This window comes from Psychromonas antarctica (assembly GCF_022267535.1).
GTDB classification, from domain to species: domain Bacteria; phylum Pseudomonadota; class Gammaproteobacteria; order Enterobacterales; family Psychromonadaceae; genus Psychromonas; species Psychromonas antarctica.
The window spans coordinates 1-14039 of the sequence record NZ_JAHNZV010000009.1 but is presented as its reverse complement, the minus strand read 5'-3'; the positions used below and the strand labels follow the sequence as shown (position 1 = coordinate 14039).

Sequence of the window (14039 nt, the reverse complement as noted above, 5' to 3'; positions counted from 1 at the left end):
TCTCAAAACTAAGATTTAGTTAAATACAACATGTTTTTTTATACAGTAAAACACTTGCAGCAAAAATGCAAATTTTGTTGAAATTTGCTATCGTCTGTAGTTATGACTTATACACATGAATTAAAACAATGAAAACACTCATATGCCGCCATTGTGATATGGTTTCACATACCCCGAATATGCCCACTGGATATGAAGCAAAATGCACTCGCTGTAACAGTGTTATATATAAAAAAAGTTGCTTCGATCCTGCAGGTTTACTTGCCTTGTGTATAGCTGCCCTAATTATTATTATCCCCGCTTTTTATTTTCCTTTAATTTCTATTCATCTGCTCGGCATCACTGAAGAGACAAACTTATTACAGGGCGCCCTAATGATGGTAGATAGCGCGCCTGTTGTTGCCTTTATGGTATTATTCTGTGCGGTGATTGCACCGACGTTACTCATAAGTAGTATCGCACTCAGCAGCGCCTGCTTTACTTTTAATTACCACCCTCGCTATTTGCCTGATATTTTAAAAAGTACAGGTTTTCTTAAACGCTGGTCAATGCTTGAGGTTTACATGGTCAGCCTGATGGTTGCTGTTTTTAAAATAATGAATTACGCCGATCTGTACTTTGGTATCGGTTTTTATTTTTTTATTACGCTGTTGCTACTCGATCTAATAATTATCAGTAATTACAGTAACCAACTTTATTGGGAAAAATATCTGAATGAATAAAAACGTAGTTGTAGGTAAAACGGGTCTTTCCCAAGGACTGCAACTTTGTAAAGTGTGTAGTCATTACAGCGAGCAGATAACAGATCCAACTCATTGCCCTACCTGTTTGAATAAGATCTCGCTGCGAAAAAAAAACAGTTTACAAAAAACATGGGCGTTATTAATAACCGCCATTATTTTTATAATCCCAGCCAATTTATACCCTATCACTTATTTATTGAAAAATAGCACGCTTTATCCTGACACTATTTTTTCGGGTATATTAAGTCTTGTCGACAGTGGTATGCCGGGGATTGCATTGATTGTTTTTGTGGCTTCAATCGTTGTGCCCCTTTTGAAAATAATAGCGCTTGCTGTTATTGCTTTTTCTGTACAAAATGAATGGAATTTAGATCCCAAAAAGCAACTTATTGCGTTTTATTTAATCGATTGGATTGGTAAATGGTCGGTACTGGATCTCTTTGTTATTTCAATTATGGTTGCCGTTTTTGATAAGGGCCACCTGCTATCTATTTACCCGGGTCTGGCCGCCACTTCGTTTACACTCGTGGTCATCGCCACCCTATCCGCCGCTAATAGCTTTGATACACGTCTAATTTGGGATGCTCAAACAGATGAATAACCAATTAATAAAGAAGCAAGCAAAAATACAAAAAAAACATTCCATTTCCCCCATTTGGTTTCTACCTTTTATCGCCGCGTTGCTTGGCGCATGGATAGTCTTTCAACATATTACCCATGCCAATGTAGAGATACAGATACACTTTGACAATGCTGACAGTATTATTGTTGATAAAACTAAAATTCGTTATAAGGGAGTGATTGTTGGCACCGTCAAAAAAATTCAATTAGACTCCGCCGAAGGCATCAATATTATTGCAGAAATCGAGTCCCATGCGACTTTTATGCTACGCCAAAAAACGACATTTTGGCTTGTTTCACCAAAGGCCAGCCTGACCTCTATATCAGGTTTAGACACGTTATTCTCTGGCAGTTATATTAACTTACAACCCGGAGGTGGGGATCGTGCCACGCTATTTAATGCCCTTGCTGAACAACCTATTAGCATTCCGGATAATGCATTATTAATCAACTTAAGAAGCGCTACCGCCGACTCTATTAGTGTCGGGACACCTCTTTTTTTCAAAAAAATACAAGTGGGTGAAGTAGCGCAGGTACGCCTTGGAAATAAGGGTCGATACGTTAATATAAAAGTCTTTATTGAAAAAAAATACAGTCATTTAATTAAAGATAACAGCAAGTTTTGGAATATCAGTGGGTTGAACGCCAACATATCTTTGCAGGGTATTGATTTCAAACTTGATAGTCTCAGTTCGCTAATTGCAGGTGGCATTACCTTTAGTTCGCCACAAGATGGAAAAGCAATCAGCGCCGCTGCAGAATTTGAATTATTTGAAAGTCTCGACAAAACAGAAATGGGGCTGGAGATTGAGCTGGGCTTAACCAATATCACTAATCTGCCGAAAGGCGCCGGAATTATATTTAAAGGACTTGGCATCGGTCGTATCACTGATATTCAATATTCTATAGCAAAAAAACAGTTTGTGGCAAGTGCCGTTATCAACCCTCAATTTAGTGAGTTGGTCACAGAAGGTGCACAATTCTGGCTAGAAAAAACATCCATTACGTTTTCTAAAATAAGCAATTTAAGTAATATTATCAGTGGGGATTACATCGCTTTTTCACCTGCACCAGTGCTAGGAAAAAAGAAAAAATCGACTCGTTTTTCCGTGCAGGAAATGCAAATCCCCGCAGCTCAGTCCCTCTCTTTAATATTATTGACAGAAGATGCTACGGGGCTTAGTGCCGGAGCGCCTCTTTCTTATCAAGGTATTAAAATAGGTAAAATAGGACAAGTAAATTTTTCTCAGAGTGGCCGGTTTGTCGATGTCATGGTTAATATCGACCATCAGTATCAATATGTTATTAATAAAAACAGCCGCTTTTATACACTCAACGGGGTCAATTTTAGCGCGTCACTAAAAGGTATTAACCTGCAAACTTCACCACTTGAAAATATTGTTTCTGGTGGAATCGGCTTGTATAACCCACATCCGATTAAAAAGTCAGCCCTTACTAAGCACATCGATGATAGTCACTCTTTTAGGCTCTATCCCTCAAAAGCGCTGGCAAAATTGGGTGAAGATGTTTTCAGCAAAACATTAAGCGTTGCACTGCTAAGTAAGCAACTGCCTTCGCTGAGTGAAGGCGCCCCCGTTTATTATCATAAGCTTCCTATAGGCGAAGTCGCAGCGTTTACTATTGATGATTCAAGTTTAATTCGCACGACACTTAATATCAAAGGGCAATATAAACACCTGATTAGCAACAATAGTATTTTCTGGAATATTAGTGGTTTTCACATTAACGCTAGCCTGTCCGGCATAAAGATTGATTCTGAATCCCTACTATCTGTTGCTAACGGAGGCATTGCAGTCGACTTTGCAGATAATAATGTGAACAATAGATATAAAAATGGTTCATATAAGCTTTTTGATAGCTACCAGCAGGCCGTTCAACCAACACAGACCATCAAAATTTCATTCGACCAAGCGTATGACTTACAAGTGGGTGGAAAATTAAGATTGCAAGGCTTAGTTATTGGCGAAATAAGCGCATTGAGTTTAACCCGTGATAATAAAGTACAAGCCGTTGCTCAACTACAACCGCAATTTGCCGAGCAGGTCGCAAGAGAAGGGAGTCGTTTTTGGATCGTGCGTAGTGAGTTATCTTTAAACGGTGCAAAAAATCTTTCCACGCTAGTGACCGGTGTTTATCTTGATGTATTACCCGGTAACGGAGAACCGAAAAATAAATTTACAGGCGCAAGCCATAAGCCGATTATTGCAATAAAAGATATCGGCTTATCACTTATTCTGTTAGCCGATAATGCCGGCTCTACGGAGATCAATAGCCCTGTTTATCATCGCCAAATTAAGATCGGAGAAGTCGCTGGTAAACAACTGGCTAGCGATGCATCAGGTGTTGAAATTAGTATTAATATTTACCCTGAGTATGCCCATCTCATAAGGAAAAACTCTATTTTTTGGCCCGCATCAGGCTTTAACCTCGATATAGGTATCACCGGTGCAAGTTTGACATCGACCTCGCTTACCTCCCTCATTAAGGGTGGGATCAGTATGAGTACCCCCGATGACCAACCTTTACAGCCAAGAGCAGACAGCAGCAACCGCTTTACAGTCAAAAAAGAGATGCGCGAACGATGGCTTGAATGGAAGCTAGCGATACCGCAACCGTAAATTTTAGAATTAAAACACATTTTAACGCGCCCTTTGTCAGAGTGCGTTTTTTTAAGGATTAGCAATGCTTAGCAACACCCTTTTACCGCAAGGTTTTATCGAAAAAATGAAAACCATATTGCCAGAAAACCTTGATATTGAAGATCTAATAAGGTTCAGTCATCGCCCACTGCGTCGCGCAATCCGAGTCAACACATTAAAAATATCCGTAACCGATTTCAAACACAGAGCCAGTGAGCAAGGTTGGACGTTAATGCCTATTCCTTGGTGTGCAGAGGGTTTTTGGATAACGACAAACAATGAAAACACGCAACTTGGCAATAGCGCGGAGCACTTAGCCGGACTTTGTTATCTCCAAGAGGCCAGCTCTATGCTGCCCGTTTCAGCCCTGTTCCACTTTTTTGATAGCTCAGCACAAGCAATAGTGCTCGATGCAGCCGCTGCCCCTGGTTCCAAAACCACGCAAATAGCCGCTAAAATGGGTAATCAAGGGCTGATTATCGCCAATGAATTTTCATCGAGCCGTCTTAAAATGTTACATGCAAACATTCAGCGTTGTGGTATTAAAAATGTAGCTTTAAGCCATTTTGACGCGCGCGTATTTGGGCAGTGGCTAGCGAATAGCTTCGACGCCATTTTACTCGATGCCCCCTGCTCGGGCGAAGGGACTGTACGTAAAGATAAATATGCAATGAAAAATTGGAGTCAAACTGCAATCGATGACATTGCAGCAACGCAACGAGATTTAATTTTGAGTGCCTTTCATGCATTAAAAAAAGACGGTATTTTAATCTATTCGACTTGTACCTTAAGCCATGAAGAAAATCAGGACATCTGCCATTTTTTGAAAAATAAATTTCCTGACCATATACAATTTCTAGATCTCAACAATCTTTTCCCAGAAGCCGATAAAACCCGTACAAAAGAAGGATTTCTGCATATTTGGCCACAGGTTTATGATAGTGAGGGTTTCTTTGTCGCTGCGATTAAAAAAACTAAAGAAAGTCACGTTGAACCAGCTAAAAAAAGGTTAGGGAAATTTCCATTTGTCCGGCCAACGAGGCAAAAAGAGCAAGCTCTGTATGAATACTTTGCCAAACAGTTTGCTATCACCGATATTGAAGGAATGTTGTATCAACGTGATCAGGAATTTTGGCTTTTTCCCGAGCCGATCAAGCCTTTTATCCATGAGTTACGATTCTCACGCTTAGGGATCAAGATTGCTGAAGAGTTTGGTAAAGGATGTAAAAGTGGTTTTAAAACAACACATGAATTTACACGTTGTTTTAGCAATAATAGTCAAACAAACTACATAACATTAACGTCAGAACAAGCTAATGACTTTTATCAGGGTAAGGACATCTATGGTGTGGATTGTAAAGGCGCAGTGGGTGAGATTTTTGTGAGCTATCGCGGCCATACCATCGGACTAGGTAAGGCCCTTAACAATCGCATTAAAAACAACTTACCTCGCAACTTAACCCACGATGGTAAGTTGTTTAAGGTTTAATATCTTTGACGTTGCTAAGAGTCATTATTTTATTCTTTGCCTCATAAAGTTTGTATTGGGCATCAATATATTCGAAGATTATGCGTTTCCTGCTTACAGCAGGTTTAAGTTTATATTTGTCGACTCGGCATTGCGTAGTGTTTTATTTACATGCCCATTGTTTTGCGACCCAATCAATTTTGTTTAATCGACCCACGGTGCAGACAATATTTTGCTTTTCTATGGATGTGGCGTACTTTAATAAATCATAGCGTGCTTTATTGTTTAATAGAGCGCGCCTAATCTGCTCTAGTCCGATTTTAGTCGTTCCCTGTTGCATCCTTCCCCAATGCGTCAAAAAGAGCTTAGCAACTTGCAAATTAACTTCCTGCATATAGGGGCCATAAGTAATCGCTTTATCGAGATAAATATAAAAATCGTTATCTAGAAGACCCATTTTAGATTTTACATTCGCCATGGAGGCCCAAGTTAGTGGCCACTGTTCACGTGAAATGGTTGCTTGTTGATAAAGACGTAAGGCTTGTTGAAGACTACTTTGGTAGACAGTTAAATCTTGTTGATACTTGAAAGCTTGCCATTCATATACCTTAGCAGCGACGTTTAAGTAATGAGGGTGATGCCCATGTAAATTTAACATTGAATTACTTGCCATTAATGCATCATTTAACTCTTCCCGTGTTAAATCTTTTGATTGCTGCCATCGAGTTAGGTAGGCATCTACTTTTAAATAATGTAAATTCGCTAGCGCATATTTCACCGCAAAAAAGCCGACAACAACAGCCAAAGTAATTAGCAGATACCTGACCATTAAAACTTTCACTGCGGACCTTTAAATGATTGAACGGTATTGTTGGTTGCAAAGATAAGAGCTGCATTATCACAGCAAAGCTTATTTGCGAGTGGCTCACCAAACCTTTCAGCGACAAGCCGAAAGGCGTCCGCCATTCGATTAGGGCGACGTTTTATATTATGCATATCAGACGCAATCAGATGTACTATATCTAAATCTAAAAACTGCCACGCCAGTTGCTCTGAACGTTCACCAAAATCACCCAGCAAGGATGCGGCGGTGATCTGCAGCAAGCAGCCCTGCTTAACAAAATCATTAATGAGAGTAGGATGCAGCCATAAATCACGGTTGCGCTCTGGGTGCGCAATAATAGGTTGGATGTTGTTTGCTAATAACCAAGCCGTTAGCTTCTCACTGCCAGGAATAATATGACTGTGGGGAAACTCAAGTAACAATGCGTTTTTTTCGTTAACCTTACCGAGAAAAGGAATTTTATTGTTTTTAACAAGCAGCATAATTTCAGGACAAATACGCACTTCTGCAGCAAATGCAATATCCACTGTCATCATGGCTTTTTGTATCTCCTGACACAGCGGGTTAAAAACTTGCTCTATAGTGTGCAGGTTATTATCGAAAGTGCCGAAGTGAATATGGGGTGTGGCAATGATTTTACTAACCCCCGTTGCAATAGATTGATTGATTAGTGCTATTGAATCCGCTAAACAAGAAGCGCCATCATCAATACCCGCTAATATATGACTATGCAAATCAATCATTACCACTAAGCCTTATCTTGGTCATAGCCATAATAATCATAGTATCCAGCATAACCGGCATCTTTGTTTGCGGTTTTAATATTGACACGATTAAGCACGATACCATCAATTTTAGCTCCCACTTCTAGCAAGCGTTCAATCCCTTTTTTAGCAACAGCTTGTTTAGTTGACTCAGAACGAACAACATAAATAACCGAATCTGCGTTCTTAGAAATATGCAGCACATCACTAACCGCCTGAGTTGGGGCCGAATCTATAATAATCCGTTCATATTGCTGTTTAAGTTCATCTAACAAAGTAACGAATTTTTTCGACGCTAATAATTCCAGTGGGTTGGGTGGAATAAAGCCTGCGGATAAAATATTCAAACCCGATATTTCATCGTGGATGATACAACTCGCCAATGTCTCTCGGCCGGAAATAACATTCGACAAACCATTTTGATAAGGTGCCAACGAAAAAACTTTAGTAAAACTGGGACGTCGCATATCCGCTTCAATTAGCAGCGTTTTTTCCATTTGTGCCATAGCAAAAGCAATATTTATTGCGGTGGTTGTTTTACCTTCACCAGGAACAGATGAAGTTACCACCACCACTTTATGGTTATTATCAATATGCGATAATACAAATCCAGTGCGTAATGTCCGTATCGCCTCAGAAAAACCTTTGTAAGTACTATCAAAGAATAAATGCAAAGGTAGGACTTGCTTACGTTTAAGTTTAACCAGAGGTATCAGGCCTAATAAGCGCAAACCTAATTTGGATTCAACTTCTGCAGCGCTTCTAAAGCTATCATTCAATGAGTTCAACACAAATGTCAATACAATCGCAAAACCAAACGAGGCGATGAAAGCCAGCAATACGATTAACTTTTTCTTGGGTTTAGCGGGGAAAAGCGGCACTTCAGCCTTGTCGAGGATACGTGCCTGCTGCACCTCTAGATCGATAGTAATATCCATCTCTTTATAACGCTGTAGAAAGGTCTTATATAAATTGCGGTTTGCTTCGACTTCCCGCTGTAATTTTAAATAGCCCTGCTCTTGATTGGTAATTAGCTGGAATTTTGATTTCTCATTATTTAAAGCTTGCCGTACACGCCGTTCATTGTCTTTTGCTGCTGTTAGCTCTTTAGCTATTCCACGCATTAACTTTGTAACTTGCTGTTTTAAGTTTTTTTGTACAGCTGCTAATTCAGCTTTTGCAGAGACCAACTTAGGATGCTTTTTACCATAACGAAAACTCAATTCAGAGACTCGTTTTTCAGATTCAATTTCTATACGTTTAATATCTTTGATAAGCGGGTGATTGCTAATTTCAGGGAGGCTCAATAACGAATCGATATCGCCATCTTTTAATTTACTGACAAAAAGTGAAATAGTTTCAGCTGCAAAACGTTTCTGTTTAGCCGCTAAGTAACTATTCGTTAAACTCTCTAATTCATCACTTGCAATACTGCGTACACCTTTTGACTCGATATCAATTAAATTTTCTTTAATACGATAAGCCTGTTGTTCATCTATTGATTTTTCTAAATTTTTACGGAGTTCCTCTAAGCGTCCTTTTACCCATAACGTCGCTTTTTGGGTGCTATCAAGTTGTGCTGACATCTCCAGAGTAATATAGACATCCCCCACAGTATTAGCCACAAGCGCGGCCAACTTTGGATCCGTGGCTTCAAAAGAAACCGCGACTAACTGGGTCATACGGACCGGCTCAATGGAAAGGCGACTTTGGAATGCCTCGATTAATTTAACTTTCCCTCTACGCGCATCAAATTCATCATCAGCATGTGTACGTTGTGAATTAATGGGCAATAAATCTTTAATGTAAGATTTAAATTGCGTAAGCACACTGTTATTTTCTTCTGGTAAAAATTCAGGATTATTAGCCAATTTAAGTTTATCAATCACTTGTTCGCTTACCACACGCGATTTTAAAATTTCAAACTGGGTTAAAAAATATTCTTTACGAGAAGTATCTAAAGAATAAACAGCATCAATTGAAACAGCTCTGTCTTGGTCTGCTTTCATCAATAGCGAAGCCGTAGCGCGATAGACAGGTATCATACCAGCAACGAAAATAGCCACCAGTAATGTAGTAAAAAATGAAAAACCGAGTATTTTCCATTTTGCTCTCATTACAATGTTCCAATAAGCTTTCAAGTCTACAATTTGCTCTTGCTGTTGCAAAAAATTGTTTTTTTCTAACTGCATATATTTAATCCGTTACTAAAAAAAGCTTTGGTCAATGGTAATAGTATCACCCGCAGAAATGTCTGAAGTTAACTTAACCTTTTTATTAACAATTTTATTGCTGATAGATTTTTTGATAAATATCTTATCAGTTGAGGCTCGCTCAGTCAGACCACCCGCTAATGCAACTGCCTGATCAACAGTCATACCGGGCTGATAAGAGTACGCGCCTGGCTTTTTTACTTCTCCATGAATATAAAATGGGCGGTAACTAACAACATCAACCTGTACAGAAGGTCTGAGCAGGTAATCACCTAACAAACCATCATGAATTATTTCCTGAACTTGAGAAGGCGTTTTTCCTGTTACTGAGATAGCACCAACTAAAGGGAAATTTATAAATCCATCATCGTTAATGATAAGTTCTACCGTTAAATCTGGTTCATCATAGACAAGGATTTTAATTTCATCTCCGGCATCGAGAATATAATTATTCTGCAGCGCGGCTTGAGTTGAAAGACTGCAAATCAACAAAAATAAAAGCGTAATATTTTTTATCATAAAGCGATCACAATACCTAAGTTAGCAAGGTTTTTATCATAGCTAATGTCCGTAACATTAGAATTTTTATTGGTAAACTCATAACCTGCAGTCACTTTTAACCAACGTGTAAACTCGTAATTGATTACAACGGCCATATTCACAACATCATCTTCGCGTGTTACTGACGCATAATCAACAGTGCTGTAACTTACTACTGCATTTGAATGAATTCTGTCGGTCCAATTATGCTTCCAACTTAAAGCGCTTCCGAGGATATCAACGTAATCGCCGATAGTGTCAGAATCCTCACCGGCACGCGTTAAGTGCAACTCAAAAGTTGATCGTAATAGTGGTTGCCATGCAACACTAAAATCAACGTTACTACCTGAAAATTTTTCACGTCCGGAATCAGCAAATTTTTTAAATTGGTAACCCACCTTCACTCGGCCCGTTGTTTTAGCTAACCCTTCCCAACGCAGGCCAGCAAGGAAACGAGTATCGATATTATCTCGGCTCGCTTCTGTTGGAGCTTTATGAGCGTATGTAATATCAGCACGGTTTAATTCTGTGGTTAAGTAGGTAATAGTGGCAATTTGATAGTCACTGTCAATCAACAAACGCAGCGCAGAAAAATCACTGTATTTTGTTGTGTCGGCAGCATTGGAGTTTTGATATTTTAAAGTATCAAAAGCAATGCCAGCACCTACACGCATTTTGGCAAATTGCGAACCATATTGATAATAAGCACTGGTTAAATAAGTATTAAATTTAAGTGGTTCAGCAGAACCTGCTGGATTTAATTCTGTTAAATGCGTACCACGTGCTTCATGCGTGTTTCTGAAACCCGCTTTAAAATCTAAGCGGTGTTTATTGGTAAATTCGGTATGCGCCAAAAAAGCCAAATTATGATCAACATAATTATCATCACTATTACGAGAATAAGTTCCCGACTCTAGTGTGTATTGACCGCCATAACGGTTAATACCGTCATCCGTACCAAACTTGAACGAAGGTTTAATCACGTAGATTGTCGAAGAAAGTGCATCTTGTTCACTGTTATAAATATTATCGTCGTACCTGACAGATGATTCAAGCTGCGGAATAATCGCAAAGCCATTAGTCACATTAACAGGGGCAGGGGAAAAAATTTCTGCTTGTACATTAGTCGAGGCAAATATTGCAACAGAAGCTATGGATATTAATTTCATTAATCAGTCCTCTAAATCTCAAAAAACAACGAGTCCATTCACTTGAACATAAATCCAGTAGAAATGCCTCTAACCTTTATTGAACAACGTATCTAATAGGCATTTTTATGGACGAATCCCTTGAACAGAGTTAAAAAAACAATTTTCAGATCAAACAAAACCGACCAATGACGGATGTATTGAAGATCAAATTCAATGCGTTTTTTCATTTTATCAAGGGTATCAGTTTCACCGCGCCAGCCGTTAATCTGAGCCCAGCCAGTAATACCAGGTTTCACTTTATGGCGTAACATATAGAAGTCCACTAATGCCCGATATTCTTCATTATGAGCAACCGCATGGGGTCTTGGGCCAACAATCGACATTTGCCCTTGCAATACATTTAAAAATTGCGGGAATTCATCTAATGAGGTTCTTCGTAAAAAAGCCCCTATCTTAGTGATACGGGCATCACCTTGAGTTGCTTGCTTTACAACATCACCATTATCGGCAACTGTCATTGAGCGGAATTTCCATACATTGATTGATTTCCCAGATAAGCCGTAACGCTTTTGCTTAAACAAAACAGGCCCTGGCGAATCCAGTTTTATTAGCAAAGCGATAACCAGCATCGGGAGTACAATTACAGATAAAATCAAGATTGCTCCAATGACATCTTCGATTCGTTTAGCTAAGTAGGAAAGTCCACTCATTGGTGATTCATAAACGCTAATCGTTTGTGTCTCACCAACATATGATAACCGTGCATTCATTAAATTAAATGTAAAAAAATCAGGCACTAAATGAACATCTACCGTTGTGTCTCCTAAAAAATGTAAAATGCCTTCGATACGCTTTTGAGCGGCTAAGGGTAAAGCAATATAGACAACATCAAAATAGCCAGCTTTAGCTAACTTAACACCTTCCTCTACACTACCATTAAGTTTATTACGAAATTCAGGGGCTAAACGTTGAGCTTCTCTGTCATCAAAAAAAGCTTCCAGCGTAAAACCAGTTTCAGGATGCTTATCAAACTCATTAGCTAAACGAACCCCCGATGAGGACAAGCCAATTATGGCGACTTTCCGAGTGTTAAAGCCTCGGCGACGGCGGCTGAATAAAAAGAAACGAAATGTCATACGCCAAGTAATTAAAACAAAAGCAGAACTAACGAACCAGGCACCGATGACTAAGCGAGAGAGATCTGTGCTGTTTTTACTAAAGAATAAAAAAACAACCACAATAAAAACTGCGCCCACCCAACAAATAAAAGTACATAAAGCGAGTCGAGATGAAAGGCCTGTTCGCCATGAGCGATATAATTGCATTGTTTCTGCAAATAAGAAGAAAGATAAGGCTGCAATTGCCCCCACTAATAGGTAAGTATCTGTTAGTACAATGGCGTGTGAATAGATACAAATAATCAAAATTAATTGTATTAGCATAAGATCAATTAAGCGGTACAAGGCAGAATATGGGTTAAGACTGTCCTTCACGTAAGTTTTAGTTGTCATTCAAGTCCTTGAAATGATTTAAATCATTTTTTTTTGATGATACTAGCAAATCCATTATAAACTAACAATCATTACATTTTTACAAACACTTGACTAACTCACTGTGCTTAATTCATTTTTTAGATAAATATTAAATTGAGTTGGTAGTAAAAATTATATTCAAATTAAAAATATTAAAACCATCTTGCTAAGCAACGAAAATCTCCATGTTCAATACCGAACTGATCAACACAGAGATTAACACGAGGAGCAATACCGACTTAGTCACTGCCAAAAAGATCGCGAGTATACACTTTGTCTATTACATCGGTAATATCTTCAACCATGCGGTTAGCAACAATCACATCAGATATGCTTTTAAATTCGGCAAGATCTTTTATTACTCTGGAGTTAAAAAAATCATCTTCTTGCATTTCAGGTTCATAAATAACGACCTCTATTCCTTTGGCTTTTATGCGTTTCATAATCCCTTGAATAGAAGATGCACGAAAGTTATCTGATCCCGCTTTCATAATAAGCCTATGAATACCGACGACCTTTGGTTGTCGTGCCAAAATGGCATTAGCAATATGATCTTTACGCATGGTATTGGAATCGACAATGGCATTAATTAAACAGTTCGGTACATCTTGATAGTTGGCACGTAACTGCTTGGTATCTTTTGGTAAACAATACCCCCCATAACCAAAGGATGGGTTGTTATAATGCGCACCAATACGAGGATCTAAACCAACACCATTAATAATTTGCTGCGCATTTAAGCCATGCGATTCAGCATAAGAGTCGAGTTCATTAAAGTAAGCAACACGCATTGCAAGGTAAGTATTTGAAAACAGCTTAACCGCCTCAGCCTCGGTTGAGTCGGTGAATAAAATATCGATATTTTCTTTTATTGCGCCTTGCGCAAGTAAATTAGCGAATACTTTAGCTCTTTCAGAGCGCTCACCAACAATGATACGAGAAGGATGCAAATTATCGTAAAGTGCCCGCCCCTCACGTAGAAATTCCGGAGAAAACATAATGTTTGAGCAGTTTAACTCTTCCGCAATACGTTTGGTATAACCCACAGGTACGGTGGATTTAATGACCATCACCGCAGTAGGGTTAATGGCCATGACAGTCTTAATTACACTTTCTACCGAACCAGTATTAAAATAATTCGTTTTAGGATCATAATCAGTCGGTGTGGCAATAATGACAAAATCAGCATCTTGATAAGCTTCATTAGCATCTAATGTAGCTTTTAAATTTAATGCTTTATTGACTAAGAAATCTTCAATTTCAGCGTCAGAAATTGGAGATTTCTTATTATTAATTAACCTGATTTTTTCTTCAATAAGATCAACTGCGATCACCTCATTATGCTGCGCTAATAAAACAGCATTTGAAAGACCGACATAACCTGTACCTGCAATTGCAATTTTCAAAATAAATCCTTTTTATACGTTTAACTCAAATAACCACACTTAAAAATAAAAACTCTATAATAAAATACATTCTATAATAAAATACATTCTATAACAC

At 38.7% G+C, this 14039-nt stretch carries 11 protein-coding genes; 4 read left to right on the top strand and 7 right to left on the bottom strand.

Going from position 1 to position 14039, the window contains the following annotated elements; all coding sequences use genetic code 11:
- Positions 1–128 precede the first annotated feature (128 nt).
- The 4 genes from KSO91_RS04115 to rsmF all read left to right on the top strand — a co-directional run bounded on the left by KSO91_RS04115 (position 129) and on the right by rsmF (position 5513).
- A complete protein-coding gene (locus KSO91_RS04115) occupies positions 129–722 on the top strand; it encodes a paraquat-inducible protein A (protein WP_238741606.1) in 594 nt (197 codons plus the stop codon).
- Positions 715–1344: a paraquat-inducible protein A gene (locus KSO91_RS04110; protein ID WP_238741604.1), complete on the top strand. Its 630-nt coding sequence runs from the start codon at positions 715–717 to the stop codon at positions 1342–1344. Before KSO91_RS04115 ends, KSO91_RS04110 begins: the two co-directional genes overlap by 8 nt.
- Positions 1337–4003, top strand: a complete 2667-nt coding sequence (locus KSO91_RS04105; RefSeq protein ID WP_238741602.1) for an MlaD family protein — start codon at positions 1337–1339, stop codon at positions 4001–4003. Before KSO91_RS04110 ends, KSO91_RS04105 begins: the two co-directional genes overlap by 8 nt.
- A 64-nt stretch (positions 4004–4067) precedes the next feature.
- The gene (gene rsmF, locus KSO91_RS04100) at positions 4068–5513 is read left to right on the top strand and encodes a 16S rRNA (cytosine(1407)-C(5))-methyltransferase RsmF (protein WP_238741600.1); all 1446 of its coding nucleotides are present in this window, start codon (positions 4068–4070) and stop codon (positions 5511–5513) included.
- A gap of 142 nt (positions 5514–5655) precedes the next feature.
- Here the strand turns inward: rsmF and KSO91_RS04095 are convergent, their stop codons facing one another.
- The 7 genes from KSO91_RS04095 to KSO91_RS04065 form a co-directional block, all read right to left on the bottom strand.
- Complete coding sequence (locus KSO91_RS04095) at positions 5656–6333, bottom strand: VpsP family polysaccharide biosynthesis protein (RefSeq protein ID WP_238741599.1); 678 nt, start codon at positions 6331–6333, stop codon at positions 5656–5658.
- Complete coding sequence (locus tag KSO91_RS04090; RefSeq protein WP_238741598.1) at positions 6330–7079, bottom strand: tyrosine-protein phosphatase; 750 nt, start codon at positions 7077–7079, stop codon at positions 6330–6332. Before KSO91_RS04090 ends, KSO91_RS04095 begins: the two co-directional genes overlap by 4 nt.
- A gap of 5 nt (positions 7080–7084) precedes the next feature.
- The gene (locus KSO91_RS04085) at positions 7085–9292 is read right to left on the bottom strand and encodes a GumC family protein (protein ID WP_238741597.1); all 2208 of its coding nucleotides are present in this window, start codon (positions 9290–9292) and stop codon (positions 7085–7087) included.
- Between the two features lie 15 nt (positions 9293–9307).
- Positions 9308–9832, bottom strand: coding sequence for a polysaccharide biosynthesis/export family protein (locus KSO91_RS04080; protein WP_238741596.1), 525 nt, complete (start codon positions 9830–9832; stop codon positions 9308–9310).
- On the bottom strand, positions 9829–11022 hold the full coding sequence (locus KSO91_RS04075; RefSeq protein ID WP_238741594.1) for an outer membrane beta-barrel protein: 1194 nt from the start codon (positions 11020–11022) through the stop codon (positions 9829–9831). Before KSO91_RS04075 ends, KSO91_RS04080 begins: the two co-directional genes overlap by 4 nt.
- 92 nt (positions 11023–11114) lie before the next feature.
- On the bottom strand, positions 11115–12515 hold the full coding sequence (locus KSO91_RS04070; protein WP_238741591.1) for an undecaprenyl-phosphate glucose phosphotransferase: 1401 nt from the start codon (positions 12513–12515) through the stop codon (positions 11115–11117).
- Positions 12516–12775: 260 nt separating this feature from the next.
- Positions 12776–13942, bottom strand: coding sequence for a nucleotide sugar dehydrogenase (locus tag KSO91_RS04065; protein ID WP_238741589.1), 1167 nt, complete (start codon positions 13940–13942; stop codon positions 12776–12778).
- Positions 13943–14039 lie beyond the last annotated feature (97 nt).

Coding starts and splice junctions, on each gene's coding strand:
- KSO91_RS04115 (WP_238741606.1), top strand. CDS start 129: ATGAAAACACTCATATGCCGCCATTGTGATATGGTTTCACATACCCCG.
- KSO91_RS04110 (WP_238741604.1), top strand. CDS start 715: ATGAATAAAAACGTAGTTGTAGGTAAAACGGGTCTTTCCCAAGGACTG.
- KSO91_RS04105 (WP_238741602.1), top strand. CDS start 1,337: ATGAATAACCAATTAATAAAGAAGCAAGCAAAAATACAAAAAAAACAT.
- rsmF (WP_238741600.1), top strand. CDS start 4,068: ATGCTTAGCAACACCCTTTTACCGCAAGGTTTTATCGAAAAAATGAAA.
- KSO91_RS04090 (WP_238741598.1), bottom strand. CDS start 7,079: ATGATTGATTTGCATAGTCATATATTAGCGGGTATTGATGATGGCGCT.
- KSO91_RS04085 (WP_238741597.1), bottom strand. CDS start 9,292: ATGCAGTTAGAAAAAAACAATTTTTTGCAACAGCAAGAGCAAATTGTA.
- KSO91_RS04080 (WP_238741596.1), bottom strand. CDS start 9,832: ATGATAAAAAATATTACGCTTTTATTTTTGTTGATTTGCAGTCTTTCA.
- KSO91_RS04075 (WP_238741594.1), bottom strand. CDS start 11,022: ATGAAATTAATATCCATAGCTTCTGTTGCAATATTTGCCTCGACTAAT.
- KSO91_RS04070 (WP_238741591.1), bottom strand. CDS start 12,515: ATGACAACTAAAACTTACGTGAAGGACAGTCTTAACCCATATTCTGCC.